This window comes from Streptomyces sp. NPDC059256, assembly GCF_042753785.1.
GTDB lineage: Bacteria > Actinomycetota > Actinomycetes > Streptomycetales > Streptomycetaceae > Streptomyces.
Genome location: NZ_JBHYZO010000011.1, coordinates 173,637 through 195,632 on the forward strand (window position 1 = coordinate 173,637; position 21,996 = coordinate 195,632).

Genomic DNA, 21,996 nt, shown 5'->3' on the forward strand with positions numbered 1-21,996 from the left:
TCTCCGGCACGGCTCGATCTCGCGAGGGCCTAATCCCAGGAGAGACCGAATCTGAGAAGGGCCGAATCTGAGGAGGGGCGAATCCGATGAGGGGCTGACTACAGCCCGACCTCCTTCATCAACATGCCCACCTCGGTGTTGGTCAGACGCCGCAGCCAACCCGACTTCTGGTCGCCGAGCCCGATCGGCCCGAACGACGTCCGCACCAGCTTGTCGACGGGGAAACCGGCCTCGGAGAGCATCCGGCGCACGATGTGCTTGCGCCCCTCGTGCAGGGTGACCTCGACCAGGTAGTTCTTGCCGGTGTTCTCCACGACCCGGAAGTGGTCGGCCTTCGCGTAGCCGTCCTCCAGCGGAATGCCGTCCTTGAGCCGCTTGCCGAGGTCGCGCGGCAGGGGGCCCTGGATGGCGGCGAGGTAGGTCTTCTTCACCCCGTACTTGGGGTGGGTCAACCGGTGCGAGAGCTCGCCGTGGTTGGTGAGCAGGATGATGCCCTCGGTCTCGGTGTCGAGCCGACCCACGTGGAAGAGGCGCGTCTCACGGTTGGTGACGTAGTCGCCGAGGCACTGGCGGCCGTCGGGGTCCTCCATGGTGGAGACGACGCCCGCGGGCTTGTTCAGCGCGAAGAACAGGTGCGACTGCGTGGCGACGGTCAGCCCGTCGACCTTGATCTCGTCCTTGTGGGGATCGACGCGCAGCCCCTGCTCGGTGACGATCCGCCCGTTGACCTCGACCCTGGCCTGGTCGATGAGCTCCTCGCAGGCGCGGCGCGAGCCCATGCCGGCGCGGGCGAGGACCTTCTGGAGGCGCTCGCCCTCCTGCTCGGCGCCCGGGTGGGTCTTGGGCGTCTTGATCTCGGGCTTGCCCGCGTACCGCTCGCGGTTGCGCTCCTCGGTACGGGCGTCGTACTCACGGGAGCGCGCCGGGACGGAACGCCCGCGTCCGCGCTGCGGAGCGCCGGACGGGGGCTGCTTGGGACCGCCCTTGGCACCCCCTCGCGCCGCGGCACCCCGGCCCTTCTTCGGAGCGTCGGAGGAGGAGCCGCCGACGTCGTAGCGGCGCTCCTCGGGTCGGGGCGTACCCGAGCGCTTCTGCTTGTCGTCGCGGTTGTTTCCCGCACTGCGGGGGTTACCCCGCCCGCTGCTGTTCCTGCCGCTGCTTCGCATCAAAGTTCCGTCGTCTTGTCGTCTTCTGTGTCCGGGGCGTCCGGAGCGTCCGGATGGTTCGAAGGCTCCGGAATGTCCGGGGCATCCGGGTCGAACGACGGAACACCTTCTTGGGTGTCGGCCTCGATCGCTTCGGCCTCCGGAAGGAAGGGCGCCAGCTCCGGCAGCTCGTCCAGGCCGCGCAGGCCCATCCGCTCCAGAAAGTAGTTCGTCGTCCTGTACAGGATCGCACCTGTTTCGGGTTCCGCGCCCGCCTCATCGACCAGACCCCGCTGGAGGAGGGTGCGCATCACCCCGTCACAGTTCACTCCGCGCACGGCGGAGACTCGGGAGCGGCTGACCGGCTGGCGGTAGGCGACGACCGCGAGGGTCTCCAGGGCGGCCTGGGTGAGGCGGGCCTGCTGACCGTCGAGGACGAACCGTTCGACCGCCGCGGCGTGCTCGGCGCGCGAGTAGAACCGCCAGCCGCCCGCCACCAGTCTCAGCTCGAAGCCGCGCCCCTGTGCGGTGTACTCGTCGGCCAGCTCCCGCAGGGCCTCCGCGACGGCCCGTGGCGGGCTTTCCAGCACCTTGGCTAGGTGTTCCTCGGTGGCCGGTTCATCGACCACCATCAGTACCGCTTCGAGGGCGGGCTTGAGATCGCTCACGCCGTGTCCTTGGGGAGGTCGGGCACCCGGTCGAACTCATCGGTGACGGTGGCGACGGTGTCGCCGCCACTCCAGCCGACCACAAGTTCGCCGAGCGCTTCTGGCTGGTCGAGGATGACCGCCTTGTCGCGGTAGAGCTCCAGCAGCGCCAGGAAGCGGGCCACCACGGTCAGGGTGTCCCCGGTGTCCTCGGTCAGCTCCCGGAAGGTGGCCCGACCGCGCTCGCGCAGCAGGGCCACCACGAACTCGGCCTGCTCGCGGACGCTGACGAGCGGGGCGTGGATGTGGTCGACGTACACCTGCGGCTTGGGTTTCGGCTGCATGGCCTTGACCGCCAGCCGGGCCAATCCCTCCGGGCCGATGCTGATCACGACCTCGGGCAGCAGCTCCGCGAGCCGGGGTTCGAGCCCGACGGTACGGGGGTAGCGGCGGCCCTCGATGTCGAAGCGGTCCTGGAGGATCTCGGCGATCTGCTTGTACGCGCGGTACTGGAGGAGCCGGGCGAACAGCAGGTCCCGCGCTTCCAGGAGGGCCAGGTCGGCCTCGTCCTCAACTTCGGCGGCGGGCAGCAGCCTGGCTGCCTTGAGATCGAGCAGGGTGGCCGCGACCACCAGGAACTCGGTGGTCTGGTCGAGGTCCCAGTCGTCGCCCATGGCCCGGATGTGGGCCATGAACTCATCGGTGACCCGGGAGAGGGCGACTTCGGTCACATCGAGCTTGTGCTTGGAGATGAGCTGGAGGAGAAGGTCGAACGGGCCTTCGAAATTCACCAGGCGGACGGTGAACCGTCCGTCGCCGAGCGGTTCCGACCCAACAGAGGGCTGCTGTTCGGCTGGTTCCTGGGCGGCCGGTTCCGGTGTGACCCGTACGGCTGATTCCTGTGATTCCTGTGCGCCTGGTTCCCGCACGCCTGGTTCCTGCACGGCTGATTGCTGTGCGGACCGTCCGTCTTCCACCGTCGGCGCCGCCGCCGCCACCGCCGGTGCCGGGCCCTGGCCCAGCGTTCGGCGGGACGGACGGGACGGGTCGGTCGGGGGCATCGCGGTCCAGGGGCAGGGCAGGGAAAGGCATCGGGAGGGGGACTGACGAGCGGCCCCACCTCCGCGAGGAGGTACCGGGGCCAGCGCGCAGGCTACCCTCAGCGACCCCGTAGCCGTCGTACGAGGATGCTCGCGTCGCCACGCTGCTCAAGATCGGCCAGCACGACGGCGACCGCCTCGCGCACGATGCGGCCCCGGTCGACGGCGAGCCCGTGTTCCCCGCGGAGCACCAGCCGTGCGTGCTCCAGGTCCATCAGCTCCTCGGCCGACACATAGACCGTGATCTTCTCGTCGTGACGCTCCCGGCCGCTGGGACGACGATTGCCGCCCCGTCCGCGCCCCCTGCGCGCAGGGGCCACAGACGCCTCCTGTGCAGCCTGGGGGCGACGCCCCTTGCCGGGCGCCGCCTGGGCCGCCGCGGCAGCCTCCTCGCCCCTGCTACGGCCTTCAGCGGGGGCTTCCGCATCCGCGGTGGAGTGCTCTGCGGAGCCTTCGGCCGCATCGTTCTCCCCGGACTGCGCCGGTACTCGCGGTTCCCCGTTCGCCTGCCTGCGCGGGGAGGACGGCTGGAGGGCCATCCCCCCGGTCGTGCGGAACAGCTCGTCGGCACCGGGCAGACTCACTCGGCGTGACACCGGGCGAGCACCTCCCTGGCGAGCTGGCGGTAAGCGGCTGCGCCGACCGAGTTGGATGCGTAGGTGGTGATCGGCTCGCCGGCCACGGTGGTCTCGGGGAAGCGTACGGTCCGTCCGATGACCGTGTGGTAGACGTGGTCGTCGAACGCCTCCACCACTCGCGCGAGCACCTCGCGGCTGTGCACGGTCCGGGAGTCGTACATGGTGGCCAGGATGCCGTCCAACTCCAGTTCCGGGTTGAGCCGCTCCTGGACCTTCTCGATCGTCTCGGTCAGCAGGGCCACCCCGCGCAGGGCGAAGAACTCGCACTCCAGCGGCACGATGACCTTGTGAGCCGCGGTCAGGGCGTTCACCGTGAGCAGTCCGAGCGAGGGCTGACAGTCGATCACGATGTAGTCGTAGTCGGACATCAGCGGCTTCAGCGCGCGTTGCAGAGTGGACTCGCGGGCGACCTCGCTGACCAACTGCACTTCCGCGGCCGAGAGGTCGATGTTGCTCGGCAGCAGGTCCATGTTGGGCACGGCGGTCTTCAGCAGCACCTCGTCCGCCGACATGCCCCGCTCCATGAGCAGGTTGTAGACCGTGAGGTCCAACTCCATCGGGTTCACGCCGAGGCCGACCGACAGGGCTCCCTGTGGATCGAAGTCGACGAGGAGGACGCGCCGCCCGTACTCCGCGAGTGCGGCACCCAGGTTGATGGTCGACGTCGTCTTGCCGACGCCGCCCTTCTGGTTGCACATCGCGATGATCTTCGCGGGGCCGTGGTCGGTCAACGGGCCCGGGATCGGGAAGTAGGGCAGGGGCCGCCCGGTGGGGCCGATCCGCTCGCGGCGCTGACGCGCGGCGTCGGGTGCGAGAGTTGCCGCGTACTCGGGATCGGGCTCGTACTCGGCGTCTGGGTCGTAGAAGTGCCCCTCGGGGACTTCCTCGTAGGCGGCGAAGTGGGTGGACTCTCGGCCACTCTCGTTGCCGGCCATGGCGTTCACGTGTAGGCCGTCCGTCATCTTCATCGTGTGGGCTGTCGTCATGTGCGTGGCGTCCTGGCGTGTCGCGAAGGTTCGTCCCCCGGCAGGACTGACGGAACCGAGTACCTCCGGCCCGGACGACGAGCTCGGGATCCGCAACGGCGTTACCGTGTGACCACCCCCGGGAGTAAATGTCGACTCATTCACAAGTCGTCTTACCTCCTTGGATGTGACCAGGACTTTATCGATAGGTCAGCGTGGCACCATGCCGACGGTTGGCGACTCTATGGCGTGTCACCGCTCCACAGCAACACAATCCGCCGTACCGGACCCGATGTGTCGGCGCTTCGGCGACACCGGAACACGTCTCTGTCAAGGGCGCACGACGGTTTCAGCACGGAAATGCATCGGTGTTTCAGGGGTGGGCGAAACGGTTAAAGAGTTACGTTCAAGGCGAGTTGAGCGGTTGTGGCCCAACGCCGGACACACGTCCGGCCGGACCTTGCACTGCAAGATCCGGCCGGTGGCGCCATGTTGACGGTGTCCGTTGACCGTCGGCCCGCTGTCAGCCGATGAGAGCACCGAGGTCGACCCTGGGCAGCCCGTGCGCTTCCGCGACCGGACCGTAAACGACCTGGCCATCGTGGGTGTTCAGCCCCAGGGCGAGCGCCGGGTCACGGCGCAGGGCGTCGACCCAACCGCGATTGGCGAGCTCGACGATGTAGGGCAGCGTGGCGTTGGTGAGGGCGTACGTGGAGGTGTGGGGCACCGCACCGGGCATGTTGGCCACGCAGTAGAAGACCGAGTTGTGAACCATGAAGGTCGGGTCGGCGTGCGTGGTGGGGTGCGAGTCCTCGAAGCAGCCGCCCTGGTCGATCGCAATGTCGACAAGAACACTTCCGGGCTTCATCTTGGCGACCAACTCATTGGTGACCAGCTTGGGCGCCTTGGCTCCGGGGATCAGAACGGCACCGATGACGAGGTCGGCCTCGACGACGGCCTTCTCCAGTTCGTAGGAGTTGGAGACGACCGTCTGCACCTGGGTGCCGAAGATCTTGTCCGCCTCGCGGAGCTTGTTGATGTCACGGTCGAGCAGGGTGACGTGGAAGCCCATGCCGACCGCTATCTGCGTGGCGTTCCAGCCGGAGACGCCACCGCCGATGACGACGGCCTTGCCGGCGTGGGTGCCGGGCACACCACCGGGCAGCACACCGCGGCCACCGGCCGAACGCATCAGGTGGTACGCGCCGACCTGCGGAGCGAGTCGACCCGCGACCTCGGACATCGGGGCGAGCAGCGGGAGCTGCCGGTTCAGGGTCTCGACCGTCTCGTAGGCGATGGCGGTGGTGCCGGACTCCAGGAGGGCGTCCGTGCACTCACGCGAGGCGGCCAGGTGGAGGTAGGTGAAGACGGTCTGGCCCTTGCGGAGGCGGTGGTACTCCTCGGCGATCGGCTCCTTGACCTTCAGCAGCAGGTCGGCGGCGGCCCACACCTCGTCGGCGGTGGGGAGGATCTGCGCACCGGCTGCGATGAACTCTTCGTCCGTGATCGAGGAACCGAGACCGGCGTGCTGCTCGATGACGACCTGATGGCCGTGGCGCACCAGCTCGTGCACACCGGCGGGGGTGATCGCCACCCGGAACTCGTTGTTCTTGACCTCGCGGGGGATACCGACCTTCACGTCGATCACGGTCCTTGGCTCAGGGGATTTCAGGGGCACTGCCATACATACCCGGACGCATTGGCGCGCACAGGAATCACCGCGACAGGACGCGATGGAGCCAGTTTAATGAAGGATTTGTTGCTGTCTAGCCTTACAAAGCATTAATCCTTGGCCGCGCGACTACGGATTTCGTAGGTTCCTTCCCCCTGTGGCCGTTGACTGCCCCTCGCTTCGCTCCGCTCGCGGCCCGACTCCCGCTGCTGGCCCCGCCCTCCACCTGCACGTCGTGCCGCGCCCGCGGAATCGGCATCTGAACCGCGGTGGTCGACACCACCCGCCACTGTGGTCTCGCTCACACGACTCCCTCCCCGCTCCCGGGCCCCGTCCGTCACGGCGCCCCCGAGGTCGGTCTCTGCTCCTCGTTGGTGATCGGGACGCGACGGGGACGGACGCCCGCCCTCCCCATCGGCGCGCGATCGCCCGTTCGCCTCCTCTGCCACCACTTCCTCGTCGCCCTCCCCGCGCAGCTCCTCGTACTCGTCCTCCTCCCCGTACTCCTCCGCGGGTCGCTGGAGCAGCCGCTCCGCGGTGAGGCGGTGCAGCCGGGCGGCGGCCGGGTCACCGAGTCGTTCCAACGTGTCCGCCAAGCGCAGTTGGAGCGCGGCCTGAAGCCGGTCGTCGCCGGCCCGACGCGCCCACTCGACCGCCTCCTGGCAGGTCTGCAACGACTCCTGCGGCCGTCCCGCGTACTCCTGCACCCGGGCCACCTCGCTCAGTGCCCGGGCATGCGCGGGCAGATCGCCCGTCTTGCGATGGCCGGCGACGGCAGCGCGCCAGCTGCGCAATGCCTCCCCGTACCGCCCCGCATAGGTGTGCACGGTGCCCAACCGCCCGTAGATCCGAGCCTCGTCGGCGCGCTCGCCCCTGGCCTGCCGTTGGATCAGGGCCCTTCCGTACCAGTCGGCTGCGCGGTGCCAGTCCCCCAGCTCTTGGTAGGCGCCGCCCACCGACTCCATCGCACGGCCGGTGGCATAGGGGTCACCGGCTGCCCGTCCCGCGTCGAGCGCCTCCCGGTAGCGAGTGAGTGCCTCCCGGGTGCGGCCGGTGCGCGCATCGAGATCGGCCAGGTTGAGCAGGGCGGCGGCCTCCTCGCGGTGCAGGCCCCGCCGCTCGGCGACATCGAGCACCAGCCGGTGCAACTGATAGAGCTCGGGGGCCGCGACCTCGGTGCCGTGGTGCACGGCGAGCGCCCGCACCAGCGCGGCGACCAGTCGTCGGGCCAGCGTGTCCAGCTCGCCGTCGGCGACCGCGACCCGGGCGGCGGCCATCAGGACCGGCTGCCGCTGCCGCAGCCATCGGCCCGCGGTGGGGACGTCCGGGAAGCGAAGCGCCCGGGGCAGGGAGGCGAGGGCCTGCCTCGGTGGCGACCCTTCCGGTTCTGCCGCGCCCCGGCAGGACTGGAGGAGTCGCACCGTGCGCTCCAACATCCGGGCCCGGGCCAACTGCACCTCGGCGGGGTTGTCCGCACTCTCCGTCAGGGCCAGCAGCAGGGGGTGCAGCGCGGCCGGGACGCGGTAGTGGACGCCTTCGGGGTTCAGCAGACCGAGCGCGGTGAAACCGTCCAGGGCGGACTGGGCCTCGGGAACCGAGCAGCCCCCGAGCGCCGATGCGGTGTGGGCGTCCGCAAGGCCGGCGGGGGCGAGGGCGAGCAACCGCAGGGTTCGTGCCGCACCGCTGGGCAGCGATGCGTACACGAGGTGAAAGGCCCTGGTCAGAGGACGTAGATGGGTGGGGGATACACCACCCGACTCGATCTCGGGAAGGGCTCGCAGTTGGCGTAGCGCATCCGCGACGGAGGTCTTGGGGCGTGCCGCCAGCCAGCCGCCCACGAGCACCAGCGCCGCGGGCAGCCCTCCGCACTCCTCGGCGATGGACTCGGCGGCCTGCGGGTCGACGGTGATGCGTACGGAACCGGTGAAGGTAGCGAGCAGTTCGATCGCCGCTTTGGGATCCATGCCGCCGAGGGTGCAGGGGCGCACTCCGGGAATGCCCGTCAAAGGGCCACCGGAGACGGCGACGACCAGGCATTCCGGGTCGTCCGGCAGGAGGGGGTCGACCTGCTCGGCGTCGACCGCGTTGTCGAGGAGCAGGACGGCGCGCCGTCCGGTGAGGGCGGCGCGCACCATCTCGCTGAGTTCGTCCTCGTCCGCGCCGGGCGGGGCGGCCACGCCGAGGCAGTCGAGCAGTTCTCGGGAGGTCTCGTCGGTGGGTACGTGACGCCCATCGGATTCGGTGAGCCGAGCGCGCAGCACCCCACCGGGGTAGTCGTCCGTGATCCGGGCGATGAACTGTTCGGCCAGCGCCGTACGACCGGAACCCGACTGCCCGGCGACCAGGAGGACCCGGGCCCTGGCCGCCTTGCGGCCGGCGATGGTGTCCAACCCGGCTCGTTCGACGTCGGACTGAAGGGTCTTCAATTCCCTTTGCCTACCGAAGAACCGTCCCGGAGACGCGCCGGCCCGGCCAGCCGAGTCCACCGCCTGATCCGTCACGGGCCACGCTCCCGTCCCAGTCCGCGAACGGGTCCCCGTTCGCGTACGAGTCAAGCCCGTAGGGTCATCCGTACGGACCTTCCGAGCGTAGTTCACTCTCTGCGACGAACCGTGGCGCACATGTCCGACAGATCACCTGATCGGATTAAAGATCTCACCGCACTATCCGATCATCGGACGTCTGCTCCCGTACAGGTACGGGAGCGGACTCGCAGCGAAGAGCCCCGGTCGGGTCAGGCGTCGAAGGGGCGCGCCGGCCAGGGGGCGTCGGCCGGGCGGAGCGTGTCCAGTCCCGCCGACAGCGCTGCGGCGACCGCCAGCACCCCCACCACCAGGCAGTTGTTGTGCAACCGACCGGCGAGCGCACCGCTCACCAGCTCCGGGAGCGGCACCCGGGCGAGCTCCATGTCCGCCTCCTCCTCGCTGACCTCGAAGCGCTGGCCCTCGGCCTCCGACAGATCACGGGCGAGGAAGATCCGGACGGCTTCGTCACAACCGCCGGGGGTCGTGTACACGTCGGTCAGCACCCACCACTGCTCGGCCTTGATGTACGCCTCTTCGTAGAGCTCGCGCTGTGCGGCGTGCAGCGGGTTCTCCCCTGGCACGTCGAGCAGTCCGGCCGGGATCTCCCACAGCCGTTGCCGCACGGGGTGCCGGTACTGGCGCAGCACCACGACCCGGTCCTCGGCGTCGAGGGCGAGGACGGCGACCGACCCGGGATGCACCTGGTAGTCCCGGCGGACGACCGAGCCGTCGGGCATGACCACCTCGTCGGTGCGGACGCTGGTCTTCTTGCCCTGGAACGGGACCTCGGTCGCGGTCACCTGCCATTCCTCGGCGGTGTCCTCGATGCTCCTGGCGCTGTCGGCGCTGTGCATGTGTCTTTGCCCTCCCGCAAACGGAAACCGGGGTGGAGATCTCATAGGGATCTCCACCCCGGTCAACGGTAATGCCTGTGCTCTACTCGCCCGACTGACGCTCCACAGCGGCCTTCACCAGACCGGCGAAGAGCGGGTGCGGACGGGTCGGACGGGACCGCAGCTCCGGATGGGCCTGGGTGGCGACCAGATAGGGATGCGTCTCGCGCGGGTACTCGACGTACTCGACCAGCTTGTTGTCCGGGCTGGTCCCGGAGAAGACGATGCCCGCCTTCTTCTCCAGTTCTGCGCGGTAGGCGTTGTTCACCTCGTAGCGGTGGCGGTGGCGCTCCTCGACGTAGGGCTGGCCGTCGTAGACCTCCCGGACGATCGAGCCTTCGGCGAGCTTGGCCGGATAGAGGCCGAGCCGCATGGTGCCGCCGAGGTCGCCCGCGCCCTCCACATAGGCCAACTGCTCCTCCATGGTGGAGATCACCGGGTGAGCGGTCGTCGGTTCGAACTCGGTGGAGTTGGCGTCGGGGATCTCCGCGAGGTTGCGGGCGGCCTCGATGACGATGCACTGGAGACCCAGGCAGAGCCCGAGCAGCGGGATCTTGTTCTCACGGGCGTACTGGATGGCGCCGACCTTGCCGCTGACGCCGCGGTCGCCGAACCCACCGGGGATGCAGATCCCGTCCACGTCGGACAGTTGGCCCTTGGCACCGGCCGGGGTCTTGCACTCGTCGGACGGGACCCACTTGACCTTGACGCGGGCCTTGTTGGCGAAGCCTCCGGCGCGCAGTGCCTCGGTCACCGAGAGATAGGCGTCGGGCAGGTCGATGTACTTGCCGACCAGGGCGATCTTGACCTCGTGGTCGGGGTTGTGCACCCGGTCCAGCAGATCGGCCCAGGTCGTCCAGTCCACGTCGCGGAAGGGCAGGTCGAGCTTGCGGACCACATAGGCGTCGAGGCCCTCGGTGTGGATGACCTTGGGGATGTCATAGATGGAGGGAGCGTCGGGGCAGGCGATGACCGCCGCCTCGTCCACGTCGCACATCAGCGAGATCTTGCGCTTGATGGCGATCGGCACCTCACGGTCCGCGCGCAGCACGATCGCATCTGGCTGGATACCGATGTTGCGCAGCGCGGCGACGGAGTGCTGCGTGGGCTTGGTCTTCAGCTCACCGGACGGACCGATGTAGGGCAGCAGGGAGATGTGGACGACGAAGACGTTGTCCCGGCCGACCTCGTGGCGGACCTGACGGACGGTCTCCAGGAACGGCAGTGACTCGATATCGCCCACCGTGCCACCGACCTCGGTGATCACGACGTCGACGTCGTCGGTCGCCATCCGACGGATGCGGTGCTTGATCTCGTTGGTGATGTGCGGGATGACCTGGACGGTGTCGCCGAGGTATTCGCCGCGCCGCTCCTTGGCGATCACCTGGGAGTAGACCTGGCCGGTGGTGACGTTGGCCGAGCCATCGAGATCGACGTCGAGGAAGCGCTCGTAGTGGCCGATGTCGAGGTCGGTCTCGGCGCCGTCGTTGGTGACGAACACCTCACCGTGCTGGAACGGGTTCATCGTTCCGGGGTCGACGTTCAGATAGGGGTCGAGCTTCTGCATGGTGACCCGCAGTCCCCGCGCCTTCAGCAGCGCGCCCAGGCTGGAGGCCGTGAGGCCCTTGCCGAGGGAGGAGGCGACACCCCCGGTGACGAAGATGTGCTTGGTCGTCACGGATGACAAGGATCGTGTCGGCATCGCCAAGAGGGGGCTCCCGTGGTCGCGAGGTGAAGTGTGCGTACCGGCGTCCCGTGCTGTTCTGGGGAGTGCCGTCGCTGCGGTTGCGGGGCTCCTGATGTTGCACAGGCCGGCCACCGGTCCACGGGGTACCAGGGTATCAGCGACCGCGGGAGACTGCTTCCGGCCACGCGCACCCACTTGCGCACCTCCCTCAACAGAGGATCACCCATGGCTCACCCGTTCGGCGTAGTCGCGTTGTCGAGATCGCCACGCGGACCTCTTCGGTGCGTCGTATCCTGCTCGGACACTCGCTCTGCCGAGCGATGCAAAAGGGCGCGCTAAGCGCATCGAGCAGGGCGGCAGTGGGCGACGTGGGACAGGCCACAAGCGACATCCCGCACGTCAACCCGTAAGCCTTCTGCTCGTCAACCACCCTTGACCGCAGCAGCAAGCGCCCCACGGGGCGGACGTGGCCGTTCGACTGGAGATGCACGTGGCCGGGCGCATCGAGGATTACGCACTCATCGGGGACATGCAGACAGCTGCGCTGGTCTGCCGGGACGGCACTGCCGACTGGCTGTGCCTGCCCCGTTTCGACTCGCACGCTGTTTTTGCCGGACTCCTCGGGACCGAGGAACACGGCTTTTGGAGACTGGGCCCGGCCCACTCCAAGAACGAGGAACCACCGGCCGCCGACCGGCGCCGCTATCGCGGTGACTCCCTGATCCTGGAATCGGAGTGGGACACCCCGCGCGGCACGGTCCGCGTGATCGACTTCATGCCGCCTCGCGACGGCGCGCCCCAGCTGATCAGGATCGTGGAGGGCGTCAGCGGACGGGTCAAGATGCGTTCGGCCCTGCGGATGCGCTTCAGCTACGGCCGGATCACCCCCTGGGTGCACAAGGTCGACGGGCGCACCGTCGCGGTGGCCGGACCGGACTCGGTCTGGTTGGACACCGACAGGGAGACCTACGGAGAGGATCTGACGACCTACTCCGACTTCACCGTCGGACCGGGCGAGCGGGTGGCCTTCACCATCAGCTGGCAGCCCTCGCACCGCACCCCGCCCGCGCTCCCGGAGCCCGAGGCGTCGCTGACGGCGACCGCGGACTTCTGGCACGAATGGGTGGAGCACTGCACGTACCACGGCCCCTACCGCGAGGCCGTCGTCCGTTCGCTGATCACGCTCAAGGCGCTGACCTACGCGCCGACCGGCGGGATCGTCGCCGCCCCGACCACCTCCCTGCCCGAGGAGATCGGCGGCGTACGGAACTGGGACTACCGGTACACCTGGCTCCGGGACGCGGCGATCACGCTGTCCTCGCTGCTGCGCACCGGATACCGGGAGGAGGCGAGGGCGTGGCGCGAATGGCTGCTGCGCGCGGTCGCGGGCGACCCGGAGAACCTCCAGATCATGTACGGCATCGCCGGCGAGCGCGAGCTCGGTGAAGCCGAACTGGACTGGCTGCCCGGGTATGAGAACTCCACCCCGGTACGCGTCGGCAACGGAGCCGCCCATCAGCTCCAGCTCGACGTCTACGGAGAGGTCACCGAGGCACTGCACCTGGCCCATATGACGGGTCTGGCGCGCAATGACTACGCCTCGCTGCTCCAGCTCAAGCTGATCCAGTACCTGGAGGACCACTGGACGGAGCCGGACGAGGGCATCTGGGAGGTCCGCGGACCGCGGCGCCACTTCGTGCACTCCAAGGTGATGGCGTGGGTCGCCGTCGACCGGACGATCAAGCTGATCGAGTCGGGCGACGCGGACGGGCCGGTGGAACGGTGGAGGCAGCTGCGCGAGGACATCCACCGCGATGTCTGCGAGAAGGGGTACGACCCCGAACGCAACACGTTCACGCAGTCCTACGGTTCCAAGGAACTGGACGCCTCGCTGCTCCTCATCCCGCAGATGGGCTTCCTGCCGCCCGACGACAAGCGGGTCATCGGCACCATCGAGGCCATCCAGCGCGAGTTGTCCACGGAGGACGGCTTCGTGCTGCGCTACCCGACCGCGGGCGCGGACGCCGGCGTCGACGGTCTCGCGGGTGACGAGGGCGCGTTCCTCGCCTGCTCCTTCTGGCTCGCGGACGACCTCGCGATGATCGGAAGGGTCGACGAGGCGCGCAAGCTCTTCGAGAAGCTCCTCTCCCTCCGCAACGACCTCGGCCTCCTCGCCGAGGAATGGGACTCCAAGCACCAGCGGCAGGTCGGGAACTTCCCACAGGCGTTCAGCCATGTCCCGCTGATCGACACGGCACTGCGGCTGACGGCCTCCGGAGCGTACGGGGGCTGACATCCCCCTGAGTCCGTCAAGCAGTCCGCCGGCAGGCCGCTGGCAGGGGCTGGCACCGCCGACCGACCCCGGGCGGGGACCGTTCAACCGATCGGTCCCCGCCCTTCGGGCTTACGATGGAAAGGTCTCGTAGCGCCCTCGGAAGGGGGCACACCATGGCGCCCCAAGGCGTGGCGGAGGCATCGCTCAGAAGTCTTCGCCAGCAACTGACAGGCGAGGTCATCATCCCCGGCGACACCGGGTACGACGAGGCCCGCACCGTCTTCAACGGAATGATCGATCGGCATCCCGCCGTCATCGCCCAGTGCCACGATCCGACCGACGTGTCCCACGCCGTCCGGTTCGGTCGCAATCACGATCTGGCCATCGCGGTGCGCGGCGGCGGCCACAGCGTCGCCGGAATGGCCAGCAACGACGGCGGACTGGTCATCGACCTGCGCAACCTCCACGACGTGAGCGTCGACCCCGAGGCACTCACCGCCCGGATCGGCGGCGGCGCCACCATGAGCCAGCTGGACCGCGCCACCCAGCCCCACCGACTCGCGACCACCGGCGGCCGGGCGTCCACCACCGGTGTCGGGGGCTTCACCCTCGGTGGCGGATCGGGCTGGCTGGAGCGGAAGTTCGGGCTCGCCTGCGACAACCTGCTCGCCGCCGAGGTGGTGACGGCCGACGGCCGCACCGTCCACGCCAGTGCCGACGAACACCCCGAACTCTTCTGGGCCCTCCACGGCGGGGGCGGGAACTTCGGCGTGGCCACCTCGCTCACCCTCGCCCTGCATCCCCTGCCCGCGTTCTCCATGGCCCTGCTGCTCTTCCTCCCCGAGGACGGGCCCGAGGCCGTCCGCGCCTTCCGCGACTTCGTGGACACCGCGCCCGATTCCATCGGCGGCGCCGTGATCTACCTGACCGGACCGCCCGAGCCGTTCGTGCCCGAGGACCTGGTGGGTTCTCTGGTCTGCGGGGTCCTCGTCACGCACACCGGCCCGGAGGCCGAGATCCGTGAACTCGCAGCACCTCTGATCGCGCTCCCGCACGAGAGCGAGGTCATCTCCGACATCCCCTACGCCGATCTCCAGTGCATGCTGGACGATCCCCCGGGGATGCGGAACTACTGGTCGGCCGAGTACCTGGGCGGCTTCCCCGACGACGCCATCGCCACCTTCTGCGAGCTGGCCGGCGCCATGCCCGTACCGACGGGGTCGCAGCACATCATGTTCCCGATGGGTGGCGCGGTCGCCCGTGGCCCGGACACCTCCGACGAGGTCGGCGACTACCCGGTGCCCTGGCGCACCTCGCCCTGGGCGGTGCACCCCTTCGGCGTCTGGGAGGACGCGTCGGACGACGACCGCACTCGCCGATGGGTCCGCGGTGTCCGCGGCGAGATGGAACCCTGGTCGGCCGGATCGGTCTATCTGAACTTCATCGGGTACGAGGGTCAGGAGCGGGTCGTGGCCTCCTTCGGTGAGGAGAACTACCGGCGACTGGTCGCGGTCAAGGCCGCCTACGACCCGGACAACATCTTCCGGCTCAATCACAACATCAAGCCGACGGCGTCACCCTCCGCTGTCGCCGCCTGAGCCCGTCCGACCTCATCACCGCCTGGCCCTGGCCGGGCGGTGGGGCCCGGGTTGTACGGGAATGCCCCCGCCCGGGTAGCGTCCGAAGCCGATGGGGAAGACCCGTACGGACCGAGGAAGCAACGAGGCGGCACATCTGTGGAGACCCAAGGCGAGCCCCAGGGCGGCATCACCGTGCGACGGGCGCTTGAACTGCCCGGGCTGCGCTCCGGGCTGCCGGAGATCGTCGCCGGAGCGGAACGGCTCCAGCGCACCGTGCGCTGGGTGCACACGGGCGAGGTCCCCAACATCGCCTCGCTCCTCAAGGGCGGTGAACTCCTGCTCACCACCGGCATCGGCATCGGCACCCGCCCCGCAGAACAGCGCGCCTTCGTGCGCCAACTGGCCGAACGCAGGATCGCCGCGCTCGTGGTGGAACTCGGCCCCCGCTTCAGCAGACTCCCCTCGGCGATCGTCGACACCGCACGCGCGGCCGGACTGCCCCTGGTCCAACTGCACCGGGAAGTCCCGTTCGTCACCGTCACCGAGGAGATCCACACCGAGATCGTCAACGGGCACTACGCCCTGCTCCGCCGCGCCGAAGAGGTGCACCGGCGCTGTACCGAGGTGCTCCTCGGTGGCGGCGGGGTCCCCCAGGTCCTGCGGATCCTCGCCGACTTCACCACCAACCCCATCTTCCTGGAGACCCCGGACGGGCAGTTGCTCTACGCGGCCGGCCCCGGCACGGGACCGAGCGGCGCGGACCCGCTCCAGGTCTGGGAAGGGGTGCGCGGTCAGCGGGCTGCCCGTGAGTCGCCGCCCGCCGGAACCGTCGTGGTGGACGTGCCCGGCGGCGGACAGGGCGCCGCTGCCGTACGCGCCCGACTGGTCCTGCCCGCCGTCGGCTCACCCCTGCTGACCGTGCACCGCATGGCCGCCGAGCGGGCGGCCGGACTGCTTGCCGTCGTCCTGATGCAGGCCAAACAGGAGGAGGAGTTGGCCGCCCGCGGGCGCGGCGACTTCCTCACCGACCTCGCGGAAGGGCGGATCTCCGCCGACGCAGCCCCGGCCCAGGCGAGGGTCCTCGGCTTCAAGCCGGGCGACAGCGCCCTGATGCCCGTCGTCATGCGCATGGCCTCGGACCTCGCACCGTCCGGAAACTGGGCACTGCTCGCCCGGGCGGTGCTGGAGGAACTGTCGGCGGTCGGGGTCCCCGTACTGCTCGGGGTACGCCCCATCGAAGGACGGGTCCCGTTGCTCGTGGCGCTGAGGACGCCGTCCGAGCGGTCCCTCGTCGCCGACCGGGTGGCGACCGCCCTGCGAGCGGGTGTGGAACGGGCCGGGCTGGAGCGTGCGGGAGCACATCCGCCCGTCGTGGTCGTCGGCGTCGCCGGTGGCTGGGCCGCCGCCTCCGCCGGACTGCGCCACGCCGCCGAGACCGCGACCGCCGCACAGGGCCTCACCGACCGTCCCTGGTACGACGCCCGCCGCCTCGACACGGACCTGCTCCTGTGGCGGCTGCGGGACCACCCCGACCTCGCCGCCTTCGTGGAACGCACCATCGGCCCCTTGCGGGACCATGACGCCACCTCGCGTCCGCCCCTGCTCCCCACTCTGGAGAGCTATCTGGCCCATGCGGGGCGCAAGGCCGAGACGGCGCGCGAACTGCATCTGAACCGTCAGACGCTCTACAACCGTCTGGCCCGCATCTCCGAACTCCTGGGTACGGACCTGGACGACCCGCAGACGGTCCTGGCACTGGGGCTCGCCCTGCGGGCCCGTCGTCACGCGGGGTGACACGGCGGGTTGCCCCTGACGCTGCCCCACCTCACCGGTGGCCCCGTCGGCTCACCGGCCGGGGCAGCGCCGGGCTCAGGAGAGCAACTCGTCGTACACGCTCAGCACCTGCGCCACCGTTTCGTCCTCGGTCTGCCAAGTCGACGCCTGCACCCGGCCCGCCCTGGCCAGTTCCCCGCGGCGCGTCGCATCCATCAGCAGTCGGGTCACCGCGTCCGCGAGCGCCGGCGCATCGCCGTAGGGAATGAGTTCGGCGGCGTCCCCCACGAGTTCGGGCACCCCGCCGACGGCCGTGGCCACCAGGGGCACTCCCAGCCGCAGTGCCTCCTGGGCGAGGACGGAGCGGGCCTCCCACCGACTGGGCAGAACGGCGATGTCCGCCGCTGCAAGGAGGTCACTGATGTCGTCCCTGCGGCCCACCAGCCGAACGGGCAGGGCCTCCGCCTCGATGCGCTGCTGAAGGGGCTCCCGCTGCGGCCCCTCCCCCGCGATCACAACCAGGGGCACCGGGTCCAAGTCCTGCCAGAGACGGGCCGCGTCCAACAGCGTCTCGTATCCGCGATGAGGGTCCAGACTGCCCACCGCCATGATCAACGGCCGATCGGCGACCCCAAGCTCCGCCCTGGCGCGTCCCTCGGCCGCACAGGAGCAGCCGCGCGGGGCGGGCAGTGAGGCGGGAGCGAGCCGGGCGTCGCGAGCGCCGTGGTGACGGGCCCGGTCCACGAGTTCGGAGCACGTGCCCAGCACGACGGCCGCCGCCCGGGCCGCCTTGCGTTCCATCAGCCGCAGCATATGTCCGCGGGCGCCGCCGTGCTGGCCACGGGTGTGCCAGGTGACGACGAGCGGCACGGGTCGCCCATGCAGGGCCAGCGCCGCACGGGTGGCCGCGTGCAGCCCGTGGGCGTGCACCAGATCGGCTTCGGCGAAGATCTCGCGGAGCGCGCCGACGGTCGTCGGAGCGGCGCGCCGGGGCAGCGACGCGAAGTGGACCCCGGTACCGGGGAAGTCGTAGAGGTGGTTCAGTTCGGCCGGGGCGCACACGGTCACCTGCACACCCCGAGCCACCAGCCCCGCGGCCAGTGATCGGACGTGCGCGCTGCTGCCCGCGCTGCCGCCGCCCAACACCTGGACCGTACGCAGCTGTGTCACTTGCCCAAGAATGCCAGCCCGTACGCACGTTCCGGCACCGTCTCTCTACGCGGAGTGCGGCTTCGTGGGTACGGGATCACTCACATGGGTGAATGGAGCGGCCTATGACTCACCGCGCGCTGCCGCCAACAGTTCCTCGGCATGGGCCCGGGCGGTCTGTGAGTCCTCCTGGCCCGCCAGCATCCGGGAGAGTTCACGGACCCGGTCCTCCCCTTCCAGGACCGTCACTCCGCTTCGGGTGACGGAACCGTCGTGAGTCTTCTCCACCAGCAGTTGACGGTCCGCGAAAGCCGCGACCTGCGGCAGGTGGGTGACGACGACGACCTGCGCCGTCTTCGCGAGCTTGGCCAGCCGCCGGCCGATCTCGACCGCCGCCTTGCCCCCGACACCGGCGTCGACCTCGTCGAAGAGATAGGTCGGAACGGGGTCGGTTCCGGCGAAGACGACTTCAACGGCGAGCATGACGCGCGACAGTTCACCACCGGACGCCCCCTTGGCGATGGGCCGCGGTGGCGCGCCCGGGTGCGGTGCGAGCAGCAGTTCCACCTCGTCCGCGCCGTGCGGGCCGTACGCCACCGTACGACCGCTCACCTCGATGCCGCCCTCGGTCTCGCTCTGCCGGATCGCGAAGGACACCCTGGCGTGGGGCATGGCCAGCGACGCCAGTTCGGCCGTGACGGCGTCGGCGAAGGTGGCGGCGGCCTTGGTGCGGGCGTCGGTCAACGCCTGGGCGAGCCCGGAGAGTTCGGCGCGCACCAGATCGCGCTCGACGGTGAGTTCGCCGATCCGGTCGTCGTCGCCGTCGAGTTCCGTCAGCCGGGCCGCCCCCTCCTCGGCCCAGGTCAGTACGCGGTCGATGTTCTCGCCGTACTTACGGGTGAGCGCGGTCAGTGTGGCCCTGCGCTCCTCGACTGCGGCCAGCCTTCGGGGATCGGCGTCCAGCCGGTCGGCGTACCCGGCGAGTTCGCCCGCGACATCGCTGAGCAGGATCGAGATCTCGCCGATCCGGTCGGCGAGCCCGGCGAGCGCCGGATCGTGGGAGCGCACGGCGTCCAGGGCCCGCCCGGCGCCGGCGACGAGGGTGGTGGCGTCGACACCCTCGGGGTCTTCGGGGTTACCCACGAGTGCGGTGTGCGCGACGGTGGCCGCCGAGGCGAGCGCTTCGGCGTGTCCCAGCCGTTCGGCCTCGGTGGCGAGCTCGCGGTCCTCGCCGGCACGGGGCTCGACCGAGGCGATCTCGTCCAACCCGAAGCGCAGCAGATCCGCTTCCTGGGCCCGCTCACGGGCACGGGTGGTCAGTTCGTCGAGCTCGGTGGAGAGGGCGCGCAGTCGGCGGTAGGCGGTGGAGTACTGGGCGAGGGGCTCGCTGACCGCGGCACCCGCGTAACGGTCGAGCGCCTCACGCTGCCGGGACGGACGGAGCAGTCCCTGCTGATCGGTCTGGCCGTGGACGGCGACGAGTTCGTCGGCGAGTTCGGCCAGGACGCCGACGGGCACGGAACGGCCGCCGATGTGGGCGCGGGAGCGCCCCTCGGCCGACACGGTCCTGCTGATGAGGAGGGTGCCCTCGTCGAGTTCGGCGCCGGCTTCCTCCGCACGCAGTGCCGCGGCCCCGCCGGGGCGCACCCCGATGCGTCCCTCCACGACAGCGGACTTGGCACCGAGCCGCACCAGTGCGGGGTCCGCCCGTCCGCCGAGCAGCAGCCCGAGGCTGGTGACGACCATGGTCTTGCCCGCGCCTGTCTCACCGGTCACCGCGGTGAAGCCGGGCGACAGCTCGACGACAGCGTCGTCGATGACCCCGAGCGACCGTATCCTCATCTCCTCCAACACGGACACGACCATACGAGGTTTCGTCCCGGGGGCGCGACGCGGACCCACCCGACATCGCCCACCAGGACCGTGTACGAGGGATGTCCGACCTCTGGTGCGTCCCTATATGCCCCGATTGCGCTCCGATCCATGTCGAGCACGCGCCCAGACGAACGGGTCATGACAGCGGGAGCACGGTTGGGGAGCCGCGGATCGCTCCCGTCCTCGGACCCGTACACGGCTGAGGTGTTCAGCCGCTCGAACTCATCGCGGTCGACGACACACCGTTCCAGCACATCCGTTCGATGGTGTCCGTCCATGCGCCGTCGGACGACGAGCGGACCATTCGGGACTCCCAGCTGCTGGGGACAGTGGGTCAGTGAGGGGGTGGTGCGCCCCGCCAGCCTGAGACGGGTAGGGCGAACTTGGCCACCAGACGGTCCGTGAACGACGCGTGGTGAAGGCGCGCCAGCCGAACGGGCACCGCCCCGCGGCGCACCTCGACCCTGGCTCCCGGCGGCAGATCCACGGTTCGGCGCCCGTCGCACCAGAGCACACCGTGCGGGGTGTGGGGCTGCACCTCGACCGCGAGAACCGAGTCGGGTGAGGTGACGAGCGGTTTGGCGAAGAGCGCATGGGCACTGATGGGAACCATCAGCAGCGCTTCCACCTCGGGCCAGACCACCGGGCCGCCGGCGGAGAAGGCGTACGCGGTCGAACCGGTCGGGGTGGCGCACACGATGCCGTCGCAACCGAAAGCGGTCACCGGTCTACCGTCGATCTCCAGCACGACTTCGAGAATCCGGTCCGGGGACACCTTCTGCACGGCGGCTTCGTTGAGCGCCCAGTCCCGGTGCACTATGTCGCCGTTGCGGTGCACGACGACGTCGACGGTCATCCTCTCCTCGACCTCGTACGCCCTGCTGACGACGCGGTCGACGACCTGGTCGAGGTCGTCGCGTTCGGCTTCGGCGAGGAAGCCGACCCGGCCCAGGTTGACGCCGAGCATGGGGACCCCGGAGGCGCGGGCGAACTCGGCACCGCGCAGCAGGGTGCCGTCGCCGCCCAGGACGATGAGCAGTTCACAACCGTCCAGGGCGTCAGGGGTCGCGGTGGGGACCGTCTCGACGGCGGAGGGCAGAGGCAGGTCAGCGGCCTCGGCCGCGAGCACGCGCACGCTCAGGCCGTTGCGCAGCAGCCCTTGGACGACGAGTTCGGCACTGCGGATGGCGGCGGGGCGCCCCGTGTGTGCGAGCAGGAAAACGGTGCGTTGGGTGGTTGCTGCTGTTGTGGTCAACGAGGTCCTTCCGCCACGGCACGATCGACATCGGCCGGATCGACGCTGGGCGCGCCGGCCCGGAGCCAGAGAAAGTATTCGACGTTTCCGGAGGGGCCGGGCAGTGGACTGGCGGTGACTCCGAGCACACCGAGGCCCAGTTCGGCGGCGCGGCCGGCGACGGCGAGCACGGTTTCCTTGCGGAGGTCGGGGCTGCGGACGACTCCGCCGGTGCCGAGCCGGTCCTTGCCCACCTCGAATTGGGGCTTGACCATGAGGACGAGATCGGCGCCGGGGGCGGTGCAGCGGACCAGCGCGGGCAGGACGAGCCCGAGCGGGATGAACGACAGATCGCCGACGACCAGGTCCACCGGGGTGTCGTCGATCGCCTCCAGGGTCAGTTCGCGCACGTTCGTCCGGTCCTTGACCGTGACGCGCTCATCGCTCTGGAGAGACCAGGCGAGTTGTCCGTACCCGACGTCGACGGCCACCACATGGGCCGCGCCCGTACGCAGCAGGACATCCGTGAATCCTCCGGTCGAGGCTCCGGCGTCCAACGCGCGGCGTCCTTCCACCGTCAGTCCCCGGGGCATGAAGGCCGCGAGGGCGCCCGCCAGTTTGTGGCCGCCCCGCGAGACGTAGTCGGGGTCGCTGTCGTCGTCGACCACCACGACGGCGGCACTGGTCTCGACCTGGGTGGCGGGTTTGGTCGCGGTGGTGCCGCCGACGGTGACCCGCCCTGCGGCGATCAACTGGCTGGCGTGCTCGCGTGAGCGCGCGAGTTTGCGGCGTACCAGTTCGGCGTCGAGACGGCGGCGGGCGACTCCTGCCACGTGCG

General features: G+C 69.8%; 15 protein-coding genes and 1 pseudogene. 3 read left to right on the plus strand and 13 right to left on the minus strand.

Features of this window, described 5'->3' with window-relative positions; genetic code table 11:
• Positions 1 to 98: 98 nt before the first annotated feature.
• The 9 genes and pseudogenes from ACFXJL_RS23375 to ACFXJL_RS23415 form a co-directional block, all read right to left on the minus strand.
• Positions 99 to 1,166 (minus strand): pseudouridine synthase, encoded by a 1,068-nt coding sequence (locus ACFXJL_RS23375; protein WP_358881458.1) that lies wholly within the window; start codon positions 1,164 to 1,166, stop codon positions 99 to 101.
• Entirely contained in the window at positions 1,166 to 1,777 is a 612-nt protein-coding gene (gene scpB / locus ACFXJL_RS23380; protein WP_358881476.1) for an SMC-Scp complex subunit ScpB, read from the minus strand. The genes ACFXJL_RS23375 and scpB overlap by 1 nt, the downstream gene beginning before the upstream one ends.
• A 32-nt stretch (positions 1,778 to 1,809) precedes the next feature.
• Entirely contained in the window at positions 1,810 to 2,853 is a 1,044-nt protein-coding gene (locus ACFXJL_RS23385) for a segregation and condensation protein A (protein ID WP_384695314.1), read from the minus strand.
• Positions 2,854 to 2,951: 98 nt separating this feature from the next.
• Positions 2,952 to 3,476 (minus strand): hypothetical protein, encoded by a 525-nt coding sequence (locus ACFXJL_RS23390; RefSeq protein ID WP_358881477.1) that lies wholly within the window; start codon positions 3,474 to 3,476, stop codon positions 2,952 to 2,954.
• On the minus strand, positions 3,473 to 4,498 hold the full coding sequence (locus tag ACFXJL_RS23395) for a ParA family protein (RefSeq protein WP_383543151.1): 1,026 nt from the start codon (positions 4,496 to 4,498) through the stop codon (positions 3,473 to 3,475). The genes ACFXJL_RS23390 and ACFXJL_RS23395 overlap by 4 nt, the downstream gene beginning before the upstream one ends.
• Positions 4,499 to 5,018: 520 nt before the next feature.
• Complete coding sequence (gene ald / locus ACFXJL_RS23400) at positions 5,019 to 6,134, minus strand: alanine dehydrogenase (RefSeq protein WP_358881478.1); 1,116 nt, start codon at positions 6,132 to 6,134, stop codon at positions 5,019 to 5,021.
• A 485-nt stretch (positions 6,135 to 6,619) separates the two neighbouring features.
• A pseudogene (locus tag ACFXJL_RS23405) lies at positions 6,620 to 8,668 on the minus strand (tetratricopeptide repeat protein); the annotation flags it as partial.
• Positions 8,669 to 8,901: 233 nt separating this feature from the next.
• On the minus strand, positions 8,902 to 9,546 hold the full coding sequence (locus tag ACFXJL_RS23410; RefSeq protein WP_358881460.1) for an NUDIX hydrolase: 645 nt from the start codon (positions 9,544 to 9,546) through the stop codon (positions 8,902 to 8,904).
• 82 nt (positions 9,547 to 9,628) lie between these two features.
• Positions 9,629 to 11,287: a CTP synthase gene (locus ACFXJL_RS23415; protein ID WP_358881461.1), complete on the minus strand. Its 1,659-nt coding sequence runs from the start codon at positions 11,285 to 11,287 to the stop codon at positions 9,629 to 9,631.
• 475 nt (positions 11,288 to 11,762) lie between these two features.
• Between ACFXJL_RS23415 and ACFXJL_RS23420 the strand changes: the two genes are divergently transcribed.
• The 3 genes from ACFXJL_RS23420 to ACFXJL_RS23430 all read left to right on the plus strand — a co-directional run bounded on the left by ACFXJL_RS23420 (position 11,763) and on the right by ACFXJL_RS23430 (position 16,921).
• Positions 11,763 to 13,565 (plus strand): glycoside hydrolase family 15 protein, encoded by a 1,803-nt coding sequence (locus ACFXJL_RS23420; protein WP_358881479.1) that lies wholly within the window; start codon positions 11,763 to 11,765, stop codon positions 13,563 to 13,565.
• Between the two features lie 155 nt (positions 13,566 to 13,720).
• Entirely contained in the window at positions 13,721 to 15,145 is a 1,425-nt protein-coding gene (locus ACFXJL_RS23425; RefSeq protein WP_384644043.1) for an FAD-binding oxidoreductase, read from the plus strand.
• 138 nt (positions 15,146 to 15,283) lie between these two features.
• Positions 15,284 to 16,921: a PucR family transcriptional regulator gene (locus ACFXJL_RS23430; RefSeq protein ID WP_358881463.1), complete on the plus strand. Its 1,638-nt coding sequence runs from the start codon at positions 15,284 to 15,286 to the stop codon at positions 16,919 to 16,921.
• Positions 16,922 to 16,996: 75 nt separating this feature from the next.
• Here the strand turns inward: ACFXJL_RS23430 and ACFXJL_RS23435 are convergent, their stop codons facing one another.
• From ACFXJL_RS23435 to ACFXJL_RS23450, 4 genes are all read right to left on the minus strand, one after another.
• On the minus strand, positions 16,997 to 18,070 hold the full coding sequence (locus tag ACFXJL_RS23435) for a glycosyltransferase family 4 protein (protein ID WP_384695318.1): 1,074 nt from the start codon (positions 18,068 to 18,070) through the stop codon (positions 16,997 to 16,999).
• A gap of 102 nt (positions 18,071 to 18,172) precedes the next feature.
• A complete protein-coding gene (gene recN / locus ACFXJL_RS23440) occupies positions 18,173 to 19,915 on the minus strand; it encodes a DNA repair protein RecN (protein ID WP_358881465.1) in 1,743 nt (580 codons plus the stop codon).
• Between the two features lie 343 nt (positions 19,916 to 20,258).
• Complete coding sequence (locus ACFXJL_RS23445; protein WP_358881466.1) at positions 20,259 to 21,179, minus strand: NAD kinase; 921 nt, start codon at positions 21,177 to 21,179, stop codon at positions 20,259 to 20,261.
• Positions 21,176 to 21,991: a TlyA family RNA methyltransferase gene (locus tag ACFXJL_RS23450; protein WP_384695322.1), complete on the minus strand. Its 816-nt coding sequence runs from the start codon at positions 21,989 to 21,991 to the stop codon at positions 21,176 to 21,178. Before ACFXJL_RS23450 ends, ACFXJL_RS23445 begins: the two co-directional genes overlap by 4 nt.
• Between the last annotated feature and the right edge of the window lie 5 nt (positions 21,992 to 21,996).